Origin of the sequence: Rhodococcus daqingensis, from assembly GCF_042665615.1 — a bacterium.
GTDB classification, from domain to species: Bacteria; Actinomycetota; Actinomycetes; order Mycobacteriales; family Mycobacteriaceae; genus Rhodococcus_G; species Rhodococcus_G daqingensis.
Window position 1 is genome coordinate 128,112 of record NZ_JBHTCS010000014.1, and the last position, 21,761, is coordinate 149,872.

At 65.4% G+C, this 21,761-nt stretch carries 19 protein-coding genes; 10 read left to right on the forward strand and 9 right to left on the reverse strand.

Features of this window, described 5'->3' with window-relative positions; all coding sequences use genetic code 11:
* Window positions 1-165 precede the first annotated feature (165 nt).
* From ACFQS9_RS12790 to ACFQS9_RS12820, 7 genes are all read left to right on the forward strand, one after another.
* Window positions 166-1,083, forward strand: coding sequence for a glycoside hydrolase family 16 protein (locus ACFQS9_RS12790; protein ID WP_378405160.1), 918 nt, complete (start codon window positions 166-168; stop codon window positions 1,081-1,083).
* Between the two features lie 73 nt (window positions 1,084-1,156).
* A complete protein-coding gene (lhgO, locus tag ACFQS9_RS12795) occupies window positions 1,157-2,347 on the forward strand; it encodes an L-2-hydroxyglutarate oxidase (protein WP_378405162.1) in 1,191 nt (396 codons plus the stop codon).
* A gap of 1,090 nt (window positions 2,348-3,437) precedes the next feature.
* Window positions 3,438-4,421: a rhamnosyltransferase WsaF family glycosyltransferase gene (locus ACFQS9_RS12800; protein ID WP_378405164.1), complete on the forward strand. Its 984-nt coding sequence runs from the start codon at window positions 3,438-3,440 to the stop codon at window positions 4,419-4,421.
* Window positions 4,418-5,224 carry a 2OG-Fe(II) oxygenase gene (locus ACFQS9_RS12805; RefSeq protein WP_378405166.1) on the forward strand — a complete coding sequence of 269 codons (807 nt, stop codon included), beginning with the start codon at window positions 4,418-4,420 and terminating at the stop codon, window positions 5,222-5,224. Before ACFQS9_RS12800 ends, ACFQS9_RS12805 begins: the two co-directional genes overlap by 4 nt.
* Before the next feature lie 9 nt (window positions 5,225-5,233).
* On the forward strand, window positions 5,234-6,703 hold the full coding sequence (locus ACFQS9_RS12810) for an oligosaccharide flippase family protein (protein ID WP_378405168.1): 1,470 nt from the start codon (window positions 5,234-5,236) through the stop codon (window positions 6,701-6,703).
* Window positions 6,704-7,009: 306 nt separating this feature from the next.
* Window positions 7,010-7,960: a hypothetical protein gene (locus ACFQS9_RS12815; RefSeq protein ID WP_378405170.1), complete on the forward strand. Its 951-nt coding sequence runs from the start codon at window positions 7,010-7,012 to the stop codon at window positions 7,958-7,960.
* Between the two features lie 61 nt (window positions 7,961-8,021).
* Window positions 8,022-9,134, forward strand: coding sequence for a glycosyltransferase family 2 protein (locus ACFQS9_RS12820; RefSeq protein ID WP_378405172.1), 1,113 nt, complete (start codon window positions 8,022-8,024; stop codon window positions 9,132-9,134).
* A gap of 216 nt (window positions 9,135-9,350) precedes the next feature.
* On the opposite strand, the gene ACFQS9_RS12825 is transcribed toward ACFQS9_RS12820, so the two are convergent.
* The 5 genes from ACFQS9_RS12825 to ACFQS9_RS12845 form a co-directional block, all read right to left on the reverse strand.
* Window positions 9,351-10,757, reverse strand: coding sequence for an O-antigen ligase family protein (locus ACFQS9_RS12825; RefSeq protein ID WP_378405174.1), 1,407 nt, complete (start codon window positions 10,755-10,757; stop codon window positions 9,351-9,353).
* Window positions 10,754-11,518 (reverse strand): hypothetical protein, encoded by a 765-nt coding sequence (locus tag ACFQS9_RS12830; protein WP_378405176.1) that lies wholly within the window; start codon window positions 11,516-11,518, stop codon window positions 10,754-10,756. Before ACFQS9_RS12830 ends, ACFQS9_RS12825 begins: the two co-directional genes overlap by 4 nt.
* A gap of 143 nt (window positions 11,519-11,661) precedes the next feature.
* The gene (locus tag ACFQS9_RS12835; RefSeq protein WP_378405178.1) at window positions 11,662-12,222 is read right to left on the reverse strand and encodes a YdcF family protein; all 561 of its coding nucleotides are present in this window, start codon (window positions 12,220-12,222) and stop codon (window positions 11,662-11,664) included.
* A 77-nt stretch (window positions 12,223-12,299) separates the two neighbouring features.
* A complete protein-coding gene (locus ACFQS9_RS12840) occupies window positions 12,300-13,223 on the reverse strand; it encodes an NAD-dependent epimerase/dehydratase family protein (RefSeq protein WP_378405180.1) in 924 nt (307 codons plus the stop codon).
* A gap of 165 nt (window positions 13,224-13,388) precedes the next feature.
* Entirely contained in the window at window positions 13,389-14,084 is a 696-nt protein-coding gene (locus tag ACFQS9_RS12845; RefSeq protein ID WP_378405182.1) for a methyltransferase type 11, read from the reverse strand.
* 176 nt (window positions 14,085-14,260) lie between these two features.
* On the opposite strand from ACFQS9_RS12845, the gene ACFQS9_RS12850 reads away from it, so the two are divergent.
* Complete coding sequence (locus tag ACFQS9_RS12850) at window positions 14,261-15,526, forward strand: glycosyltransferase family 4 protein (RefSeq protein WP_378405184.1); 1,266 nt, start codon at window positions 14,261-14,263, stop codon at window positions 15,524-15,526.
* Window positions 15,523-16,560 (forward strand): GDP-mannose 4,6-dehydratase, encoded by a 1,038-nt coding sequence (gene gmd / locus ACFQS9_RS12855; protein WP_378405186.1) that lies wholly within the window; start codon window positions 15,523-15,525, stop codon window positions 16,558-16,560. Before ACFQS9_RS12850 ends, gmd begins: the two co-directional genes overlap by 4 nt.
* Window positions 16,561-16,572: 12 nt before the next feature.
* On the opposite strand, the gene ACFQS9_RS12860 is transcribed toward gmd, so the two are convergent.
* Window positions 16,573-17,538, reverse strand: coding sequence for a GDP-L-fucose synthase family protein (locus ACFQS9_RS12860; protein WP_378405188.1), 966 nt, complete (start codon window positions 17,536-17,538; stop codon window positions 16,573-16,575).
* A 41-nt stretch (window positions 17,539-17,579) separates the two neighbouring features.
* Between ACFQS9_RS12860 and ACFQS9_RS12865 the strand changes: the two genes are divergently transcribed.
* Window positions 17,580-18,185 carry an LbetaH domain-containing protein gene (locus tag ACFQS9_RS12865; protein ID WP_378405189.1) on the forward strand — a complete coding sequence of 202 codons (606 nt, stop codon included), beginning with the start codon at window positions 17,580-17,582 and terminating at the stop codon, window positions 18,183-18,185.
* Here ACFQS9_RS12865 and ACFQS9_RS12870 read toward each other — a convergent pair.
* From ACFQS9_RS12870 to ACFQS9_RS12880, 3 genes are read right to left on the reverse strand one after another with little or no spacing between them, the layout of a single operon-like run.
* The gene (locus ACFQS9_RS12870) at window positions 18,182-19,516 is read right to left on the reverse strand and encodes a lipopolysaccharide biosynthesis protein (RefSeq protein ID WP_378405192.1); all 1,335 of its coding nucleotides are present in this window, start codon (window positions 19,514-19,516) and stop codon (window positions 18,182-18,184) included. The genes ACFQS9_RS12865 and ACFQS9_RS12870 overlap by 4 nt on opposite strands.
* Window positions 19,513-20,475, reverse strand: a complete 963-nt coding sequence (locus ACFQS9_RS12875) for a glycosyltransferase family 2 protein (protein WP_378405194.1) — start codon at window positions 20,473-20,475, stop codon at window positions 19,513-19,515. Before ACFQS9_RS12875 ends, ACFQS9_RS12870 begins: the two co-directional genes overlap by 4 nt.
* A complete protein-coding gene (locus tag ACFQS9_RS12880) occupies window positions 20,472-21,743 on the reverse strand; it encodes a hypothetical protein (protein WP_378405196.1) in 1,272 nt (423 codons plus the stop codon). Before ACFQS9_RS12880 ends, ACFQS9_RS12875 begins: the two co-directional genes overlap by 4 nt.
* Window positions 21,744-21,761 lie beyond the last annotated feature (18 nt).

A 21,761-nucleotide genomic window follows, 5' to 3' on the forward strand; every position in this document is an offset into this window, starting at 1 on the left:
CAGGTTTGCTGTCGCGTCCGCCTGTGAGGCGGCCGGGAATCAGCGCAGGCGTGATCGGTGCCGCTGGTGCGAGCGAGCCCGCGCCCGCCGCCCGATCGAGTAGTGCCCGCACAACCTGCCGCTCCGAGTGCAACCACGTCATGTGCACGGAAGGCCGTGATGTCAATGATGTCGCCCACTGCCCGCCGCGTGATCCCGCGGCGGCTCGTGGCCCTCGTCGTCGCGCTGGGCATGTGCGGCGCCTGCGGCGTCCAGAGCGGTGGTCTAGATCATGCGGCCACGCGGGTACCGACTCCGCCCGGTTCCGGAAAGGACTGGAGGATCGTCTTCGCGGAGGAGTTCGACGGCACCGACTACGACCACGGCAAACTCACCCCGTGCTTCGACTGGAACTACGGTGACTGCACCAGCAGCTTCAACGAGGGCAGGGAGACCTACCGGCCCGAGCAGGTGCGGGTGGATGCGGGTGCCGCCGCGCTCGTTGCGGAGCCGTTGTATCCGCCGAAACCCGACTACGCGTGCTTTCAGGGGGCCTGCACGTACAGGTCCGGATTGCTTTCTACGGCAAGGCCGAACGCGCTCGATGGTCGGTACCTCTTTCCCTTCACCTATGGCTACGTCGAGTCACGGATGAAGCTCCCGGGGCAGTCCGGGTTCTTCACCGCGTTCTGGATGCTGCCCACCGATCCGACCTATCGATACCGCTCTGAGATCGACATCGTCGAAGTCCTCGGGGGTGATCCGGACACCGTGTACATGACCTATGCGTACGACGACCGACGCAGGTCATACGAGGTCAACAGGGGTGGGTCCGGCAATGGTGACTGTGCGGTGCGGGACCATTCGCGCGACTGGGTCCGATTCGGGGTGGATTGGCAGCCCGATCACATCGCCTGGTACATCGACGGGGTCAAGTGTGGTGAGTTCACCGATGCCTCCCAGATCGAAGACGGCCCGATGCAGCTCATCGCCAACGTGATGGTCGACAACGAATGGGAACGTGAGGCGGGTTCGGTTCTGGCCGCCCCGACCCTGGTGGATCAGCTCGAGATCGACTATATCCGCGTATACCAGCAACAATGAAACGGAGCGCGTTTCGGGTGATCGGCTTCGACGCTGGTGACGAACAACACCGCGCGGCAGAGGGGATGGGCCGATGTACGACTTCTGCGTCATCGGCGCGGGCATCGTCGGGGTGGCGGTCGCCAGGGAAATCCTTCACCGGCAGCCGGGTTCGAGTCTGCTCGTGGTGGACAAGGCGGATGCGCTCGCCGCCCACCAGACCGGGCACAACAGCGGTGTCATCCATTCGGGGATCTACTACGGGCCCGGCAGTCTGAAGGCAGAGCTGAGCCGGCGTGGGGCCGAGATGACCACCGGGTTCGCACTCGACCACGGCGTCGCCGTCGATGTGCGTGGCAAGCTGCTGGTTGCCACGGACGACGCCGAACTCGCCCGGATGCGGGCGCTGCACGAGCGATCTGAGGCGAACGGGCTCGACGTCGAGGTGCTCGACGCGGTCGAGCTCCGCCGCCGCGAACCGGCGATCACGGGTGTCGGCGCACTGTTCGTCCCGACCACGGGCATCGTCGACTATCGGCGGATCACCGAGGTGATGGCCGATCAGGTCCGTTCCGCGGGCGGCGAGATTCGACTCGGCACCGCCGTGACCGCCATCGCGGAATCGGCCGCCGGTGTCACGGTCAGTGGTCCGTCCGGCTCGTGGTCCGCCCGGCGACTCGTCGTGTGCGCGGGACTGCAGGCCGACCGGCTGGCCCGAATGGCCGGGATACGCACGGAATTCCAGATCATTCCCTTCCGAGGCGAGTACTACGAGCTTCCCGCGTCGCGTTCGGAGTTGGTGCACCATCTGATCTACCCGATACCCGACCCGGCTCTGCCCTTTCTCGGTGTGCACCTCAGCCCGACCATCGAGGGCGGGCTGACGGTGGGCCCGAACGCGGTGCTGGGCATGGCGCGCGAGGGCTACCGAAAGTTCAGCGTCGACCGTCGGGACGTGTGGGAGTACCTGCGGTTTCCAGGCTTCTACAGGGTGGTGCGCGCGCACCTTCGTACCGGCGTCGGTGAGCTTCGCGATTCGTTGCTCAAGTCCGGCTACCTGGCCCGCTGTCGAAAGTACTGTCCCGAGTTGACCATCGACGACCTGCTGCCGCGGGAGTCCGGGATCCGGGCGCAGGCGGTGCTCCGCGACGGAACCCTCGTCCACGACTTCCTGATCGAGCGGACGCCCCGCTCCCTGCACGTCCTGAACGCTCCGTCGCCGGCGGCGACCGCCGCCCTGCCGATCGCGGAAACCGTCGCACGCCGGCTGTTGGCCGAGTGCTGAGCCGAACCCCGCCCACCGCCGACTGATCGTCACGGGCTCGCAGGCGGGGGAACAGGGCCAGGGCGTGCCGGCGATCGCAGGATGGTCGTCGGTGGCAGGGGTGGCGATCCGGTCGCGGGATCGTGGGCCGACCCGTCGACATCGTATTCCGGGGGAGTGTGGACTACGACGAAGGCGATCGCGGCGACGATCGTGGGAACGGCCCAACGATGCCGCGAGGCGGCGTGCCGCCCTTCAGGATGGCGAGTCGGCCCCGGCGGCGCTGCGTCTCACCGAGGTCGCAGTCGGTCAGGCACTGCTGAATCGGCCGGCGCTGAAGTGCGGTCGGGGAGTGCGCCGGCGGTGACGGCACGTCCAGCACGCAGGCCATTGTTCGGCGGCCTCTCGGTTGTCGAAGTTCCGCAGCGCGGGCCGCTTGTGCAAGCACCCCACGGCCCGGCAAGCGCAACCTTACTCGCGAACACCGACCTGACGCAGCTGCTGCGACCTGTGACCTGCCGGCGACCGGAAAGGCCCGTATTCAGGGCCACTGTTCGCGTGGGCTGGGAGCTCCACGTCAGCGCAGAAAGACCAGATCAGACATCCCGTCGGCCGCTCCAGGGTGCGGTAGCGATGTAGTCTTTGACGAGGAATCCGACGCGGATCGACCCCACTGCAGTGTGGTTTGGTTTGGCAGGTTGCCTAGTGGGAGGAGCTGTGAGTCGCCTGTCGATCTGAGGTCATCGCCACGGGCTGCTGCAGGCCGGATGGTTCGCAAGATGGTCGCGGCCGGATACACAAGGGGCACCTGATGGCGCAGACGTCGAGTAGCCGATCCCTCGGAGCGATACGCAGGCGTGCAATGCAACTCACTTCGATCGCACAATCGGGTGGGCCTCGGGAGGTGCTCCAGCGATTCGCGCGGCGCGCATACGAGATCTCAGGCGCTGTCGAACTCGATTTTCCGCTTCTCCACGGGGATATTGCCGACTCCGCCAGTGTGCGGTGGAAGGTTCCATCGCGCGATCCCGAGCGGGGTCGGCCTCTGACCGTCGGATGGGCAATGACTCCACCGATGCCCGGGTCCGGCGGCCACACCACAAACTTCCGCATGGTGGAGGCGCTCGAAGAGGCCGGCCACCGCTGCGTCGTCCACCTCTACGACCGCCACGGGTCACCCGTGGACTTTCACGCCAAGGTGATTCGTGAGCACTGGCCCACGATGAAGGCTCGGATCATCGACGCACGTGGCCAGTTTGACCCCGCTGACGCTTACGTCGCCACAAGCTGGCAAAGCGCACACGTGATCGGAAAGCAGGTGTCGGCACCGGGTCGCCGCCTCTATTTCGTCCAGGACTACGAGCCGTATTTCTACCCGCGCGGCTCGGAATATGCTCTTGCCGATGACACCTACCGATTCGGGTTCCGCACGATCGCGCTCGGTGGAATGGTTGCGGAGATGCTGCGATCCGCTCATGGGATACAGGTGGACCGAATTCCGTTCGGTACGGACTTGTCGGTCTACCGCCTGACCAACCACGGTTCCCGCAGTGGCGTCGTCTTCTACGCCAAGCCGCGCATCGCGCGCCGCGGGTACAGCCTGGCGATGGCAGCCCTCGGCGAGTTTAATCAACGCCACCCGGACCAGGAGATACACCTGTTCGGCGACCCGCACGTCCGACCGCCCTTCCCGGCGCGTGTTCACGGCACGGTCTCGTCGGGTGCACTCGCCGAGCTGTACAACAAGTGTGTGGCCGGGATCGCCATTTCCTTCACGAACATTTCGCTCGTCCCCTACGAGATGCTGGCGTGCGGAGCAATTCCTGTCGTCAACGAGGACGCCTTCGCGCGTGCGGAATTGGGCAACCCAGCGGTTCGCTGGGCCGCGGCCACGCCCTCCGCGCTCGCACACGAATTGTCGGCCGCCGTGGCAACCAGCGATGTCGCCGCGGCGGCGGAACGCGCGGCGAGTGCGGCAGAGAGTCTTGACTGGGGGGAGGCGAAGAAAGCGTTTGTGCGAATTGTTGAGAACGAAATATTCCGCGACGGCGACGAGTCCACGCGTTCCGCGAATCGACAAGAGGATCGGCTATGAGCACTTCGAGCGGGGTGATCCGCGAGATCGATCGCGGTCTGCTGCGGCAGCAGGCGCGAACCGCGACGCCATTCCCACACGTCCTTATCGACGACTTCCTGGATACGGGCTTTGCTCGTGAAGCACTGAGCTGCTGGCCCAGCTATTCGGATGCCGCGAAGATGGGGAGGGAGTTTCGTACGATCAATGAGCGACGCAAGGTGCAGGTAACCGATAGTGATCGATTTCCCCCGACGCTGCGCGAGCTCACTGCGGTACTGGCGTCGCCCGAGTTCATCGATACTGCATCTGCGATCTTCGACATCCCGAGTTTGCTCCCGGACCCCGAGCTCGTAGGGGGCGGACTGCATCAAACCGGCCCTCGAGGGCGCCTCGATGTCCACGTCGACTTCAACTACCTCGAGGACCGAAAGCTCCACCGCAGGCTGAACATTCTGATCTATTTCAACGAGGGATGGATGCCGGAGTGGGGGGGACAACTGGAACTGTGGAACAGCGATGTTTCCGAGTGCGTGCACTCGTTCGATCCGATCTTCAATCGATGTGTGATATTCGAAACGAGTGAGATCAGCTACCACGGCGTAACCGAGGTCAGGTGCCCGGACGACGCTGTCCGTCGTTCCTTTGCGGGGTACTACTACACCAAATCCGCCCCGACGAATTGGGCCGGGGAGTCGTATTCCACCATCTTCAAGGCGCGGCCGGACGAGTCGGTAAAGAACCGACTAATGGCCCTCAAGCGCACGTCGGACGTTGTGAAGGGAAGGGTGAAGAAGGTTGTCCGCCGATCTGAGGGTTCATGAGCGTGTGCGATGAGGCGCAACCTCGGCCAGTCGATTCGCCACGGGCTCGCGTGGTCCCTGGCCGGCACGATAATTGTGCGGCTGGGTGGTCTCGTCGTGGGAATCGTGCTGGCGAGGCTCCTCACACCCGAACAATTCGGTGTATACGCGGTGGCGTTGACCGTCACCACGATTCTCATCACACTTGCGGACCTGGGCTTGGGTGCAGTCCTACTTCGTGCCGACGACCCGGAGCGACTGGCGCCCACGGTCGCGACGCTGGGACTGCTGGCCGGAACACTGCTTGCAGGCGGGATGGCACTCAGCTCGGGGATTGTCGCCGCCGCGTTCGGTATACCCGACGCCGCCCCGGTGATCGCGGTGCTGTCGCTCAGCTTGCTGCTCGGAGGCATTGCAGTCGTTCCGTACAGCCTACTGCTACGGAACTTTGAGCAGAACAAACTATTCGCGACCAGTGTCGTCGAATTCGCGGTCGGCACGGTCGTGTCGATCGGCCTCGTGCTGCTCGGTCTCGGTCCGATGGCTCTCGCCCTCGCGCGAATCGCCGCGCAGTGCACGTCCACCGCGATGCAATTCGTCCTGGCGAGGTGGCGTCCGCGAGTCGGGTTCGATCGTGCGGTAGCCGGTCCGGCTTTGCGCTTCGGGCTGCAGGCCTCGTCGGCGGCCGTCCTCTCCGTGGTGCTGATGAACATCGACAACATGGTGATTGCGCGCATTGCGGGCGACGTATCGCTGGGCTTCTATGCCCTGGCATTCAATATCGCAAGTTGGCCGATGACCGCCATCGGTCAGGCCGTACGGTCCGTGTCAATTCAAGCGTTCGCGGAGTCGGAGCGCCAGCGAGTCGTGAGGGGAAACGCCGGCCGCGATCCAAGCCTTGCAGTTGGAACCACGTTTGCCTGGGCCGCTGCGGTACCCGTGGGAACCCTGCTTGCCGTCCTGTCGGTTCCGCTCATCGGAGTGCTATACGGAGGCCGATGGATTCCCGCTTCCGCGGCACTCGCCGCACTGGGGGCCTTCGGTGCCCTACGAGTGCTCTTGACCGTGATCGACTATTACCTGCTGGCGCGTGGGGCCGCAGGGACCGTGGCATGGATACAGGTCTTGTGGATCGTCGCGTTGACGCCCGCGATGGTTGCCGGCACGTATCTGTTCGGTATCACGGGAGGGGGGTGGTCCCACATGATCATCGGCGTATGCGTCATGCTGCCGGTATATCTCGTCGCGGCGCAAAGGGCTGGGGCAGATGTCTCGGCGGTGGTGCGCGGGTTGATCCCACCGGTTCTGGCGGCCGTCCCCTGTTGGTACGCGGCGCGCTGGGTGGCGAGCAGTTTCGAGACACCGCTGCTCGGCCTCACGTGCGGTGGGATCACCGGGGTCGTTGTTTACCTCGGGCTGATTCACCGATGGATCATGCGGGTGTGGCAGTCCATCCATCGGCCGAGTGCCGCCGCGCTGTCGACCCGGGGAAAGCGATGATGAACTGCCCGGCACTCCTGCGCACCCTTTCCGTGCGGCCGCACGGTAAGGGCAGTGGCCACACCGAATCCATTCCAGTGCAAGGTGTTCGGCGAAGGCGATAGGTACCCCGGGCCGCAATCGGGGCGTTGGAGTAGGCGCATCATGTGCGCGGATGCAATCGGGTCGTGACGTCGGATGGCCTTCGCTCTGGGCAGTGGTTCGGACCCATAAGGTGTAGACTGACCGCGACGCTGGCTCATCTGCTTGAGGCGTTGCGTACCGCTCGATGCGCGCCGAGTTGCGGCCGAGGCGGGTGGAGGAACGATGACCTATCGAGTCGGCGACTGGGTGGAAGTCCGGGGTGCCGGAGAGATACTGCGGACCTTGGATGGCGAGGGTGCCATCGACGGGATGCCGTTCATGCCCGAGATGCTCCAGTTCGCAGGCAAGCGCCTCCGAGTCTCGGCTTCGGCCCACAAGGCCTGCGACACCATCGACTCCCACAAGAACCGCAGGATCAACGACTCGGTCCATCTGGGTGTTCGTTGCGACGGCAGCGCCCATGGGGGCTGTCAGGCAGCCTGCCTGCTGTACTGGAAGACCGCGTGGCTGAAGCCGGCCGATAGCCCTGCGCCGCAGGCCGAATCGACGTTCGCCCGGGATGGCCGGGTCGACACGTCAGTCATCGACAGGGCAACCCGAGCTCACCTGTCCGATGCAGGTGATCGACAGGTCAGATACTCGTGCCAGGCGACGCGATTGATCGATGCGAGCACTCCGATGCGCCAGCGCGATGTCCGGCAATACTGGAAGGATTGGACCACCGGCAACGTCAGCCTGTGGAGGATGATCCGGTTCATGCCGCTCGCGGCGTACAACACTATTGTCTGGAAGATCGGTCGGGGCAGGACAATTCCCTCCATCGAGGGCTTGGCGGGTACGCGGACGCCGACCCAGGTGCTCGATCTGCAGCCGGGCGAGATGGTGGAGGTGAAATCCAGGGACGAGATCGCGAAGACGCTCGACTCCTCAGGGTGCAACCGCGGCATGCACTTCGACACCGAGATGACACCATACTGCGGCAAGCGGTATCGCGTGCGCGGCCAGGTCGAGCGGCTCATAAACGAGAACACTGGGTTGATGATGGAGATGAAGACCCGCGGGGTCATTCTCGAGGATGTCGTCTGCAAGGGTTGCTTCCACCCTGAACGGCTGTTCTGCCCTCGCGACATTTACCCGTACTGGCGTGAGATTTGGCTCAAACGCGTCGAGTGAATGGACCAGTGGTCATGGTCGCAAGAAGTGTTCCTCCGTCACTTTCGGGGAAGGATTCCACGTGGTAGCGCGAATCCGCCCCGTCACGTCTCCTACTCGTCCGTCGGTTTCCGTCGTGATTCCTTGCTATGAGTACGGGCATTTTCTCCCGGATGCGGTGGAGTCTGCGCTCTCGCAGACCGGTGTGGATGTCGACGTTCTGATCATTGATAATGCGTCGTCTGACAACAGCCCGGAGGTCGCGAAATCGCTGGCAGCATCCGATTCGCAGGTGAAGTGCATCCTGCGTGAGAGCAATCAGGGTCACATTGCGTCATTCAACGAGGGTCTCTCCCGTGCGAGCGGCGACTATGTGGTCCTGTTGTGCGCCGATGACATGCTCGCGCCCGGCTCGCTCCGGCGGTCGACGGCGCTCCTGGATGCCCGGCCAGAGGTTGCATTTGCCTACGGCCACGCTCCGAGTTTCGTCGGCAGGGTGCCCGCAGCACGGACCGAGGTGCGGAGTTGGTCGGTCTGGTCCGGTCCCGAATGGATCGATCACATATGTCATCAAGGACATTCGGTTGTGACGAGTCCGGAAGTCGTGATGCGCGGATCGGTCATGAGCGGCCTCAGGTATGACACCACCAATGGGCATGCCGCAGACTTGAAGCTCTGGTTGGATGCAGCGCGATGTGGCAGTGTGGGCCGCGTAAACGGTCCGGATCAGGCTTACTATCGAGTTCACGGCGCGAACCTGCACCTGAATGAATACGGTGGATGGTTGATCGACCTTCGGGCCCGCGCGCGGGCATTCGAAGCCTTCTCCGAAGAGCTCGGCAACGAACAGGAAATCGAGCCGTTCGAGGGAGTTGAACGGGGCGCCGGCATGGCAAGGATGCGGGAGACCTGGAGGCGCGCGCTCGCTGAAGAGGCGCTCGACGAGGCGTGCCGGTCGTACGACCGAGGGCGCGTGGTGCCCAGCGATGTTCGAGATTTGGAGGAGTTCGCCATCTCGACGTACCCGGCCGCGCGACAATTGCCCCAGTGGCGTGGTCTGGCCCGCCGCAAGGCAGTCGGAGAGCGACTTTCTCGATTCGTTCCCATCTTCTTCGTAAGCGCGATCCGGCGAAGACTCGGCGAGGAGGTGGCGCATCGGCGTTGGGTTCGAACAGGATTGTACGAGAGTGGCTAAGGCTGAATTGACGGCTACGGCAAGGGGACGCCGACGAACCGAAGGTAGGCCGCAGCCGCCGTTCCCATAGATTCGATAGAGATGGACTGCGTTGCCATCGGTGAAGGTATTGCTGAATGCGTGGTCGGTGGTCGGTGATCCGGCCGCGTGCAGGACACACAGAGCAGGAGTGCCACCGCGAAGAGCGATCCCGCCAGCACCGGTACCTTTCCGCGATCAAGGAACACCGTCGGCCATCTCACGGCGCACAGGGGTTCCGACGGTTGCGATATCCGACCTGCGTCCGTGCCAGTCGGGCACGGGAACGGTGAAGCCGGACCACAGCAGGCCGAACACAATGAAGAACGTCAATGTTGCCTGCTGATAGCTGAACAGGTCAAAGGTGAAGCTGGAAGCCAGAATCCCGACCAACACCGATCCCATCATGTAGGCCTGATCGCGTTCTCGCGGTGAAGTGGCGCGGCGCAATCCAGCGGAGATTCCGAAGATTCCACCGCCTGCCAGCAGAATCATCGCGGTAAGTCCGACGGACCCACCCTGCACAGCCGCCTGCAGCCATTCGTTGTCAAGGAACCGATAGGCGCGAGGAGGCGATGCGCCGAGGCCGAGACCGAACACTGGATTGTCGCGAAACGTCTGCGACACTGCTGCGTAGTCGGCGGTCCGGTCCAAGACGCTCTCGTCCTCCGCCGAGCCGAGGATCGTCGCCCACAGCGCACTTGCCGTGCGCGGAAAGGCGACGATGTAGCCGAGAACCGCGGCGGACCCAGCGACCACGGCGACGGCGAGCTGACGAATCGTGAAGGCCCACATGTACACCAGTAGCGCCGCGACGAGCGTGAGCACGCCAGTCCTCGAGATTGCAGCCGGCATCGCCAGCAACGCCACCACACAGGCAACTGCGGCAAGCCAGCGGACCCCTCGTGTCGAGGCGTGGCGTGCAAAGTGAAGCGTCAGTGGAACCGTCACGGCGGCCAACACCGAGAACTCGATCGCGTGCAGGGAGGTGCCGACGACTCGCTTGGCGCCCATACGTTCGGACAGGTCGAGATGCTCGGTGTTGACGACAAATCCCGGCGGCCGAAAGAGAAAGCGCAAGTCGAGTGAGGTGGAACTCTGCAATAAACCGACCATGCATGCAAAACTCAGGCCCGTTGCAAGGCAGCCGAGCATGACGGCGCGCTGACGTGCGGTTTCGACCCGCTCGAGGATGTAGAGCACCACACCGACGTTCGCGAGCAAGGTGATGATCGCTCGAGTCTTGTTCGACTCGACGAGCGCGTTCCCCGGGTGGAGGAGCCCGACTCCGTATGTCGCGAGCACGAGCAGGAAGTAGAGAAGAATGAGGATCACTCCTGGGCTCACGGTTCGGGTTGTCGCGGTTCGCCGGAGCAACACGAATCCGAGGAACGCCAGGACGAACAGCAACACCGCGATCATTCGCGCGGGCGAGCCGTTGCTTTTCAGCGGTCCAAGGGGAACCAGGTAGGTCGGCAGGGCGGGAATCAGAACGCAGAGGAACCCCAGCAGCCACAGGGTCCGTTCCCGCGGTTCTGTGCCATCTGGTTCGTTGGGGTGGGATTGAGTCGGTACGAGTTCTGTGGCCGACGGCATGGTGTTCATGTGGCATCCATCGTGTCCTCGCTGACTCGTGCGATCTCATTCGGCTCGTCAACATGGCTCGATGATTGCCCCGGGCTCGCGCGGTCCGCTGCCGGTGCGGACGCTCGAATTGTGGGCCCTCGGCTCTTGCGGCGTGTCAACAAGACGTCGACCACCACGGTGAACAGGACGGATAGTCCGAGGCCGGCAAGGAATATCGACATTGTCGAGCGTGTGCGGGTCGGCATCGCCGCCCCGGGGGCGCTCGGCGGCGACACGGGGAAGGGAACCACCATCAGATCGTCCGGTACACGCGCTTGCTGCTGCAGGGTCCGCAGCGTCACCTCGGCTTGCGCAGAAACCAGTTCGAGTGTCTTGGAAACGGCAGTGGGGTCCGCGGATGTGGATTCGATCATGATGAGTGGCAGCTGTTGAGGCGCGGGGACCGGGAACATCTTGGACTCATAATCGGGCAGGCCGCCGGCCGCGACAACCCGGTCCACGACCGATGGTTCTCGCAGCCCGAGGGCGGCCATGTTCGCGATCAGAGTTGCTCCGCCGACATCGAGCAGTGCGTTTCGGCGAACCTCGCCGGGGGCGGACTGCCCGCCGGCGGACTCGACTCTCACGCTCGGTGGCGCCAAGCCCAGCACGGTATTTGCGTAGTAGACAGGCCGGACCGAGCCGTAGGCGTCGAGACTGACCCAGCACGTGAGTAGCAGCAGCGGAAAGAGGAGATACCAGCGTCTGAGGCATGAACGCGCGACATCGAACAGATCCACGTCACTGCCCCCTCGTCATCGGATGAGATGACGTCTGCGGCGTACTCGAACGTCGAGCTTACCTGGCGACATGTCCATCCGCTGGGTCCAGACCACGTCAATGCTACCGATCTGCCCTCGCCGACAGAACAATCATTTGCAATTCAACAACCTGGTGGCAGGACGGCCTTGAGGTAGCCCGCGGTCTGGTACAGGTACTCGAAAACCCACCTCGGAGGTGATATGTCGCCTGGGCTCGACACCATGGTCAGGTCTCCGTCGAAGCAGCGGTGGAGGATGAACCGGGCGCGGGAAATGTGCGGTGTGAACGTCACGACAATGAGATGGCGCCACCCGTTCTGCTGGGCCAAGCGGCCCAATTCCCGAGCTTCGCCTCGGGTTGTCGGCGGATCCGGAACGATGCAGTCCAATTCGATCCCCTTTTGTGGGGTCGCGCAGACATGTGTCAGCCAGTCGTTTTCCGCCCCCTCCGGATTCGAAAGGACCACCGTCGGCGCCCACCCGTCCAGGCCGAGCTCGATGCCGAACGGATACCGACGCCAATCGGCCCCACCCAGGACGACTATCGCATCGGCAGGCCGCAGCGGATCGACTTGCGGTCGCACGTAGGCGGGCACCCCGCCGATCGTGGCTGTGGTCAGCAGAAGGCAGACCGCGGCCGCCAATCGTCTGCGGCCGTTCCGGCGCCTGCTCACCGCTGTCACGGCGCGCACCAAACCATCAACGGATTCTAATATTGACCGAGGACCGAGCGCCGTTTCGGAAAACCGAGGTCGCGGAGTCACCTCGGAGCGACGTCGGCGTGCCGTTCCCGGTGCCACTCGACCGTCTTCGCTAGGCCATCCTCCAGCGGTGTCTGCGCCTGCCACCCCAACACCTCGCGGGTTCGCCGAACATCGGCGAGCAGAGAATCTTCCCGTTGTCGGTCGGGCACCGCCCCGAACTGCGGCTGAGCCGTTCGGCCGGTGAGTCGCCCGATCCGCTCGACGATCGAACGAACTGAAACCAGCTCGCCGGATCCGACATCGAGGGTGTGTCCCGCGAGGTCGGCGGCAGCCGCTGCCGATATGAAGGCCCCCAGGACATCGTCGACGTACACCCAGTCGAACTCGTGAACGCCGCTGCTCAACCGGGGGACGTCACCGCGCAGGAGGGACCGGGTCACGTACGGGATGAGCTTGTCGTAGTCCTCCTGACCGGGCCCGTAGACCATTGAGAGCCTGAGGTTCGTGACAGGAAGCCCGTAGCACGCGTGAAATGTGCGCGCGTACATCGAGCTCGCCGCCTTGGCGGCCGCATACGGAGATGCCGGAACCCCGTCGGGCCCGGGTTCCGACGCCGAGCCGGCCAGGATCATCCGGGGGCTTCCCAGCCAGCACGCCGACGTCAGCAGGTTGACCGTCGACAACAGAGTGTTCCGGACCGTCGGCCGGATCATCGCCACGTCGCGCACGCCACTGACCTCACCCGCCAGATGGAAGACGACATCGGGCCGGACCTCCGCCATCACGTGGTCGGCGGCCGGATACTCGGCGAGATCGGCTTTCCACCAGTGAACGCCGTCGGCCTCGTGGCGGCGCCGAGAGACGCCGTGCACCTCGGTGCCTGCTTCGAGCAGTCGCGAGCACAGGCGGGATCCGATGAACCCGGCCGCCCCGGTGACCAGAACCCGTCGCGACGCGAGTGTCTTTGCTGCCTCAGGCATGGGTTGCCCACGCTATCAGGCCCGACCAGTCCGTGCCACGGGGCGCCGTCCAGGATCGGCCTGCGGCAGGAGATGATCCTGTTGTGTCGCAAGGTATCTCGGACCGATCGCGACCGCCCTTTCGTGCACGGAGCGCACAGTGGGAGTCGTCTCGCCGCAGTCGCGTCACAGGACAGCGATGAGCGACTTCGGAACTCCGAGCACGCGCTCGCGCACGATCGCCGAGGTGGGGAAGTAGTCCCGCATTTCGGTGATCCCCACCAACTCCGTCCAGAGAACGGCGTCCACGGCGTCGTCGTAGCTTTCCGGTCTCGTGTGCACCAGGGGCCAGTGTCTCGCGATTGCCACTCGCGCCGCGGCCGGCATGAACTGCATTCCCGGAAACAGCCAGTGTGGCTCCACGGGAAAGTAACGGTAGGGCGTTTGCACCCAGTGCCTCGGAGCCAACTGGTGGATCTGCCTGGCCAAATCCGCCCGGCGGGCGTGTCCACCGACGTGCTCGATCAGTGAATTGGAGAACACCAGATCGAAATGGGCGTCCAGGTCCGCGCCGGCCAGCGCCTCGCCGGCTGCGCACGCGTCACCGACCACGGGGGTGATCCAGTCGTCCTGCGCCTCGCCCGGTTCGAAGAGATTGAGCACGGTGACGTGTCGTGGCCTGACCGGGGCCCGGCGCCAGGACTCGACAGTGCCACCGAGATCCAGGACGCGAAGGTTCTCGATTTCGGGGAAGGTTTCGCGGAACACCTGCCAGCGGCGTGCGCGTGCCCTGGCGCCCAACGACGCCGGCGAGTCCACGAGAAGGCGCCGCAGGCGACTCCCGGACGGCTGCCACCGGCCGAATGAGGTCGTTTCGCTCATATGCCTACCCCGAGATCGAGGGCGGGTTCCGCGGCCCATCCTACGACCGGCCGGAACCTTAGCGCGGTCGATCGCACGGATGCGCCGCGCCGACCAGGTCGCTACCCCGAGGTCACTCGATATGACTCACCCAAACGGCACCCGGCCGGAGTCACCTGCCGATTACGCTCGATACTGTGACCGGTCACCGGCTCAGACTTGCAATCCTCGGGATCAACTACGCACCCGAGTCGATCGGTATCGCCCCGTACACGACCGGACTCGCGACCGGGCTGGCGTCGCGCGGACACGATGTCGAGGTGCTGACCGGGTTTCCGCATTACCCGCAGTGGAAGCGGGCGGAGGACTACACCGGATTTCGGTCTATGGACGTCACGGCGGGCGTTCGCGTACGCCGGTTCAGACACCCTGTGCCACAGGGATGCTCCGCCAGCGGGCGGACAATGATGGAACTGGCGTTCGGGCTGCAGCTGCTGACAACCAGATGGAATCACCCCGAGGTCGTCGTGTGCGTGAGCCCTCCACTGCTGGCCGCGGGGCTGGCCCTCACCCGCGCCCGGATGACCCGTCATCGACCGGCGCTCGGGGTCGTCATCCACGATGTCTACACCCGCGGCGTCATCGAGACGGGAAGCATGTCGGTGCCCGCTGCCCGTGCTGTTCGAGTGCTGGAATCGGCGGTTGCGCGTCACGCTGACGGCGTTGCGGTCATTCACGACGGCTTCATGACGGATTTGGTGGAATGTCTCGGAGTCGACCGGGGCAGAATTCGTGCGATCCGAAACTGGGCTCACATCGCTCCGCCGGATCCGTCGGCCAGCGCCGCGTACCGCGCTGCGCGGGGCTGGCGGGATGGCGAGGTGGTGGTCCTCCACGCCGGGAACATGGGTGCCAAACAGGGGCTGGAGAACGTGATCGCCGCCGCCAGACTGGCCGATCGACAGGGGTGCCGGGTCCGGTTCGTCCTGCTCGGGGACGGACACCAGCGCGCGCACCTGGAGGCAGAAGGCGCAGGGGTGGCAGCCCTCGAATTCGTCCCGCCGATCCCCGACGACGAGTTTCCCGCGGCGCTCGGAGCCGCCGACGTGCTGCTGGTGAATGAGCGCCCCGGGGTGGCGCAGATGGCCGTGCCGAGCAAGCTGACGTCCTATTTCATGTCGGGCAGGCCGGTCCTTGCCGCGTGTGACTCAAGCGGGTTCACCGCTCTCGAGGTCGCCGCGTCCGGTGCCGGGATCTGTGTGCCTGGGGGCCGACCCGATCTGTTGCTCCGCGAAGCTGTTCGGCTCGGCACAGATCACGCGCTGGCCGAGCGACTCGGTGACGCGGGCCGGCACTACGTGGCCAGCACATTGGCCGCCGACGCGGCCCTCGACTGCTACGAGGAGTGGATTGCGGACCTTGCCGCGACCCGCAGGGACCGCGAGCGAGAGGTGCACCGATGAACCGCCGCGCTCTGATCACCGGAATCACCGGTCAGGATGGTTCGTACCTGGCGGAGTTCCTGCTGAACAAGGGTTATGAGGTCCACGGAATCATTCGCCGCGCATCATCTTTCAACACCGGCCGGATAGACCACCTGTACATCGATCCGCACACTCCCGGGGCACGGCTCTTCCTGCACTACGGAGACCTCCTGGACGGCACCCGATTGATGAGTCTGTTGTCCCAGATCGCGCCCGACGAGGTGTACAACCTGGCGGCCCAGACACATGTCCGCGTCAGTTTCGACGAGCCCGAGCACACGTCGGAGACCACCGGACTCGGCACGATCCGACTCCTCGAGGCCATCCGACAGCTCGGCTTGGACTGCCGCTTCTACCAGGCCTCGAGTTCAGAGATGTTCGGATCCTCGCCGCCGCCGCAGAACGAGGACACGCCGTTTCATCCCCGGTCGCCGTACGGCATCGCCAAGTTGTACGCGTACTGGTCGACCCGCAACTATCGCGAGGCGTATGGGCTGTTCACCGTCAACGGCATTCTGTTCAACCACGAATCACCCCGGCGGGGAGAGACCTTCGTGACCCGCAAGATCACCCGCGCCGCCGCACGCATCCACGCCGGCCTGGATCAGCACGTGTACATGGGCAATATCGAGGCAGTCCGGGACTGGGGATACGCTCCCGAGTACGTAGAAGGTATGTGGCGCATGCTCCAAGCGGATGCCCCGGACGACTACGTGCTCGCGACAGGGATCGGCTACTCGGTGCGCGAGTTCCTGGCCCTGGCCTTCACGCATGTCGGCCTCGACTGGGAGCGATACGTTCGGTTCGACGAGCGGTATCTGCGACCGGCCGAGGTGAATACGGTCATCGGCGACGCGTCGAAGGCAAAAGTGTCGTTGGGGTGGAAGCCGCAGGTGCAGGCGCCACAGTTGGTGCGGATCATGGTCGAGGCGGACGTTCGGGCGCTCGAACTCGGCGGATCCGGACCTGTCGACCGACCGGAACTCCCTGGCTGGCCGAAGACGTCGGGCTGACCCGAGGAGAGGTCAGCGTCGATAGTCGTCCTGGTGCCCGAGAAACCAGTCATAGGTGGCCCGGACCCCTTCCGCCAGAGGGATTCCCGCTGCCCACCCGAGGCCGCTCAACCGCCGCACGTCGAGCAGCTTGCGGGGCGTTCCGTCTGGCTGCGAAGTGTCCCACTGAATCTCGCCCCGAAAACCCACCACGTCCGCAACCAGGTCCGCCAACTCCGCGATCGTCAGATCGGTTCCGGTCCCGACGTTGATCGGCCGGTCGTCGTCGTAGGCGTCGAGCAGGAAGTGGCAGGCCGCGGCGAGGTCGTCCACGTGTAGGAACTCTCGCCGAGCCAGCCCTGTGCCCCAACAGGTTACGGCCTTCGACCCGTCTCCGACCGCGGCGTGGAATCGCCGGATCATGGCAGGCAGCACATGACCGTCGTATGTGTTGAAATTGTCACCGGGGCCGTAGATGTTGGTCGGCATCGCAGCGATGTAGGGCAGGCCGTACTGTCTGCGGATCGCCGCCACCTGCAGAACGCCGGCGATCTTGGCGATCGCATAGCCCGCGTTGGTTTCCTCGAGAGGGCCACCGAGCAGCGCGTCCTCGCCGATCGGTTGATCGGCGAACTTGGGGTAGATGCAACTCGAGCCCAGAAACAGGAGCCTCCCGACACCCGCCGCAACCGCGCTGTCGAGCACATTGACCTGGATCCGGACATTGTCCGACAGGAACTCCACAGGCCGATCCCTGTTCGCGGCGATACCACCCACTCTGGCCGCCGCGAGGATGACCACCTCCGGCCGCGTCTCGTCGAAGAATGCACGAGTGGCATACGGATCGCGTAGATCCAGCTCCGTGGACGTGCGGCCGATCAGATTCCCGAAGCCCTGATCGGTGAAGTGCCGCCACAGCGCCGAGCCGACGAGACCCCGATGGCCGGCTATGAATATCCGGGCATCTCGGGTCATCGGGCCAGGAGCCATGGTGGACATTGTTTCAGCAACCCGGTCACCGGCCACACTAGAATCGTGTAATGACCCACGGTGCCAGGCGGGCGAGACTTCTGCGCCTTGCGCGGGTGTGGGCCTATCCGCTGTGGTGGGCGGTCAGACACTCGGAGGAGTCGGACGCGGTCGCCGTGGACGTCGACTGGTGGATCGAGTGCATCGGTGCGCAGGACCTGATCGAACTCGACCACTACTCCCGGTTCTCCTATCTGGCGGGTGCCCTGCCGGAGTTCCGCACCCTCGTGCACTACCGGCTCCGATCGGATCCCCTGCTGCGGCGGTGTCTGCTCCGTGTGCTGTACCGGCCGGCCGCCACGCTGGCGCTCGAGGCCGACCGGATCGGCTCGGGGCTCTTCATCCAGCACGGAGTGGGCACGATCGTCACCGCCGAAACGATCGGAAGCCATTGTTGGATAAACCAATTGGTCACCATCGGGCACGATGCGAGGGGCCGCCCGACCCTGGGTGACCGCGTCCGCGTCGGGGTCGGTGCCGTCGTGTTGGGCCCGATCACGTTGCACGACGACGTGACCGTGGGAGCAAACGCGACGGTCATACATGATGTGGCACCGGGTGTCGCCGTCGTCGCGCCGCTCGCCCAACCGCTCCCGCGCGGTGATCGATCGGGCTAGGCAGGCAGATGCTGGACCGGCGGGCGCCGACGGACGAGAGTCGGCACCCACAGCAGGCTCGGGACCGCCTGAGCTGCAGCGACCCCGAGAACCGACGCCCACACCACGCCGATCGCCCCGTATGGGTCGGCCACGGCCATGCCCAATCCCAGACTGATCGCGGCCATCACTGCGATCCAGCACGCCTGCCAGCGTGCCTCCGTCGGTCGGGTCAGCAGGACGCTGGTGGGTAGGTACACGGCCTGCGCCACGAGCAATGCGCCGAACGCAAGCGCCAGCGACGTGGACACCTCGATTCGTCCGCCCGACAACACCGACGCGACCCACGGCCCGAGCGCCGCCAACGCAAGTGCGGCAACCGCGGCGAGTGCCGCGAACGCGCCGGTGAGTCGCCACCACATCCGAACCGTTTCGTCGGTCGCGCCGCGCCTCTTGACGAAGACCGGCCAATAGGCCAGGCCCGCGGTCGAGAGTATGGACCAGCCCGCGCCGTACATCTGTGCCATGAGGGCGTACTCGGACACGTCGGCGGCGGTGGACCGATGCGAGAGCAGGATTCGCCCGGTCTGCAGGCCGACCGGCAACCCGACCCCGACCACGAACAGCCAACCGTTTCCCTCGAGCAGCCGAGTTCCGCCCGACCGCTGACCGACAGGGGCGAATGCCGACCACCCGAGTCCGGACAGGCGCAGCGCGAGCACCGTGCCGAGCACGTGCCCGGCGAGCAGACCACCCAACGGCGGGATCGCGTACCAGATTCCGCCCACGCCGACCGAGTACAGGAGCAGCGTGAGGATCAGGGAAAAGGCGGCGCTGCTCATCAGCACGAGAGTGGCGAGCTGGTTCCTGTCGATCCCGATCAGGATGCGTACGCCCAGTCCGCCCGGGATGGTGAGCGCGAAGACCACCGCGGCGACGGTGATCGCCCACCGATCGTCCGGACCACTCGACATGCCGATGAGAAATCCCCAGCCGTCCGTCGCCATGACCGCGAGCGAGGCGACCACCAGCGCAGCGGCCACGGAGAACAGCACCCGATACGCACGCCGGATCACGTCGATCGCGGTCGCGTCGCGAGCAGGCCCGTTGAGCTGGGCGCTCGCGCTCAGCACGACCGCGCCGATCCCGAGGTCAGCGAACGGGAACAGCAGGGTGACCGTGGCGACGAGGGACACCAGCCCGAACACGGCCTCGCCGGTCTCCCGCACGACGATGGCCGTGTTCACCAGGCCGAGCAGCGCCACGGCTGGGGTGCCCACGATGCGGTAGACGGTCCCGCGAACCAGGGCGCGCCGCTCCTCGGGTTCCAGCCGCTCCTGCCCCGAGGTCATGAGGGCCACTTTCTTCCAGGGCTCGGTGCCGGGGCGCTGACCGCCGACCGCATCCTCAGCAGCAGGATCCTGACCGCGCTGAGGACGGCGTAGCCGAGCGCCCAGGGCCCGGGTCTGCCGTGCCGCAGGCCTGTCAGGATCGCGCGACGCACGCCCGCCAGGGATCGCGCCGACACGGCCGCACTGACCGGGCTCGTGCAGAGATAGTCACCACGCACCCGCGGCGACTCGCCACTCAGGTGTCGCAGGCCCCAGTCGAGGTACTCGTCGGTGCGGTCGAGGCTGCTGCGCGAGAGCGATTCGCCACCGACGTGATAGATCCCGAGCACCTCAGGCAACTGGATGACGCGCAGCTCAGGCATCGCCGCCTGCACGCGGATCAGCCAGCTCGGCTCGTCGTGCGGTTTGTCCCCGTCGTCGTCCCACCGCACCTTCCGCGCGATTTCGGCGGGGAAGCAGAGCGTCGATGTCTGGAGCATGGCGCCGCCGAATCTCAGGTCCGTGAAGCGGAACAGGTACTCCGCGACCGACTCGTGCGGCCCGACCAGCCGGCGCGGCCACACCCGTCGCCGGCGGCCGGGACCGATGACCGACGTGCGGGACGACGCGATCCACTGGTCGCCGGAGTAGGACGCGACCCTGTCCAGTTGCCGCCGCAGCTTGTCGGGGTGCCATTCGTCGTCGTCGTCGAGCAGAGCGATCACCGACCCGGTCGATGCCTCGATACCGCGCTGCCGGTGCGGTCCGGATCCGGCCCCCGGTGGCGTCCGGAGCAGCACGATCCGCTCGTCCACCGGCAACTGCAGGGGGGTGTCGGTGTCGGCCACCACGAGGATCTCGGCGACCCGGTAGGTCTGGTCCAGGACGGATTGCACGGCGCGAGCGAGCGTGTGTCGACCCACCGTGGGAATCACGACGCTGACCCGTGGGGACATGGCCCTCGCAACCCGTCCGGTCATGGCGGACGAGTGTCGCGGGAAGCAGGGCGGTTGAAATGAGCGGCCGAGAAGAACAAGGCGATGCACGCGAACACCGGGATGGCGTTGTATGTCCACGCCTCGTACATCAGGTCCCACATCCCCTGCACGGCAAGCACCACCACCAACGGTCCCCACACCCCGTATCGCTCGCTGTTCCACACGAGGCCGACGCAGCAGGCGAACAGCCACAGCGGCAGGAGAGCCGCGAGTACTCCTCCTTCCGCCCACGACCCCAGCACGAGGGAATGCATCGCGGAAGGGTCCGTGGCGGGCAGGCGCCAATAGAGCTCGAATGGAAAGGTCGGAGCGAATCCGAGTCGGACCGCGAGATGCTCGGCCGCCGTGTAGACCTCCGGCGTCAGCTTCTGTGCGCTTCCCCAACCGAGGACGGGTCGTTCGAGGATCGCCGTGATCGACATCGGCGGTTCGGTTCGGCCGACCAGGAACAGCGGCAGGTCCGTCGCCTGCTGCTCGAGGGTCTTCTGCCGCAGCGCCGGACCGAACAATCCCACCCGCGCCGCGATGGGCATCAGATACGCGAAGGCCAATCCGAAGGCGGCGATCCCGAAGAACTGCCACCCGCGCCCGATCCGCGATCCCAGCACCCGGCGTGTCAGCAATATCGCACCGGAGAGCAGGCAGACCAACGCGTGCGCGCGGAAATTCAGGGCGAGGCTGGCCAGTCCGAACACCACGAGCGTCACCGGGATGACGAACCATCGCACTCGCGTGCTGCGGATCAATCCGTACAGCACGAGGGTCGTGGCGGCCTGGGCGATCCCGTACTTCCAGAGATCGAGGAAGTTTCCGGTCTGGGTCAGCTCGATCCCCTGGGACAGGAAGAAGATCATGGACCCGGCGGCGATGCCGGCGACGACCGTGGCAGTCCTCGCCACCTCCCGACCGGTGATCACCGTCAGGCCGAGCAGATACAGCGAGAATGCCGCGGGCGCAACCGCGTTCGGCCACAGCACGCTGACGTCGTTGATCAGGCACGACGTCAGATAGGAGAGCCATCCGAGTGCGGCGAGCACCAGGGGGACCAGCTCTGCGCCCCGGTGTCTCATCAGCAGGAAGGCGGGGACGAGGAGCAGACACACAACCGACAAGCCGGTGACCGTGAAGTTGGCGACCTGGATGCCCGACGTCGCGCCGACGCCGAACACCACGATCTGTGCCAGGACCACCCTGTGCGCCCGCTGCTGTTCCGCGAACGTCCGGACCGGCCCGAACCCGACAGAGGCCATGGCACCATCCCCTCACGG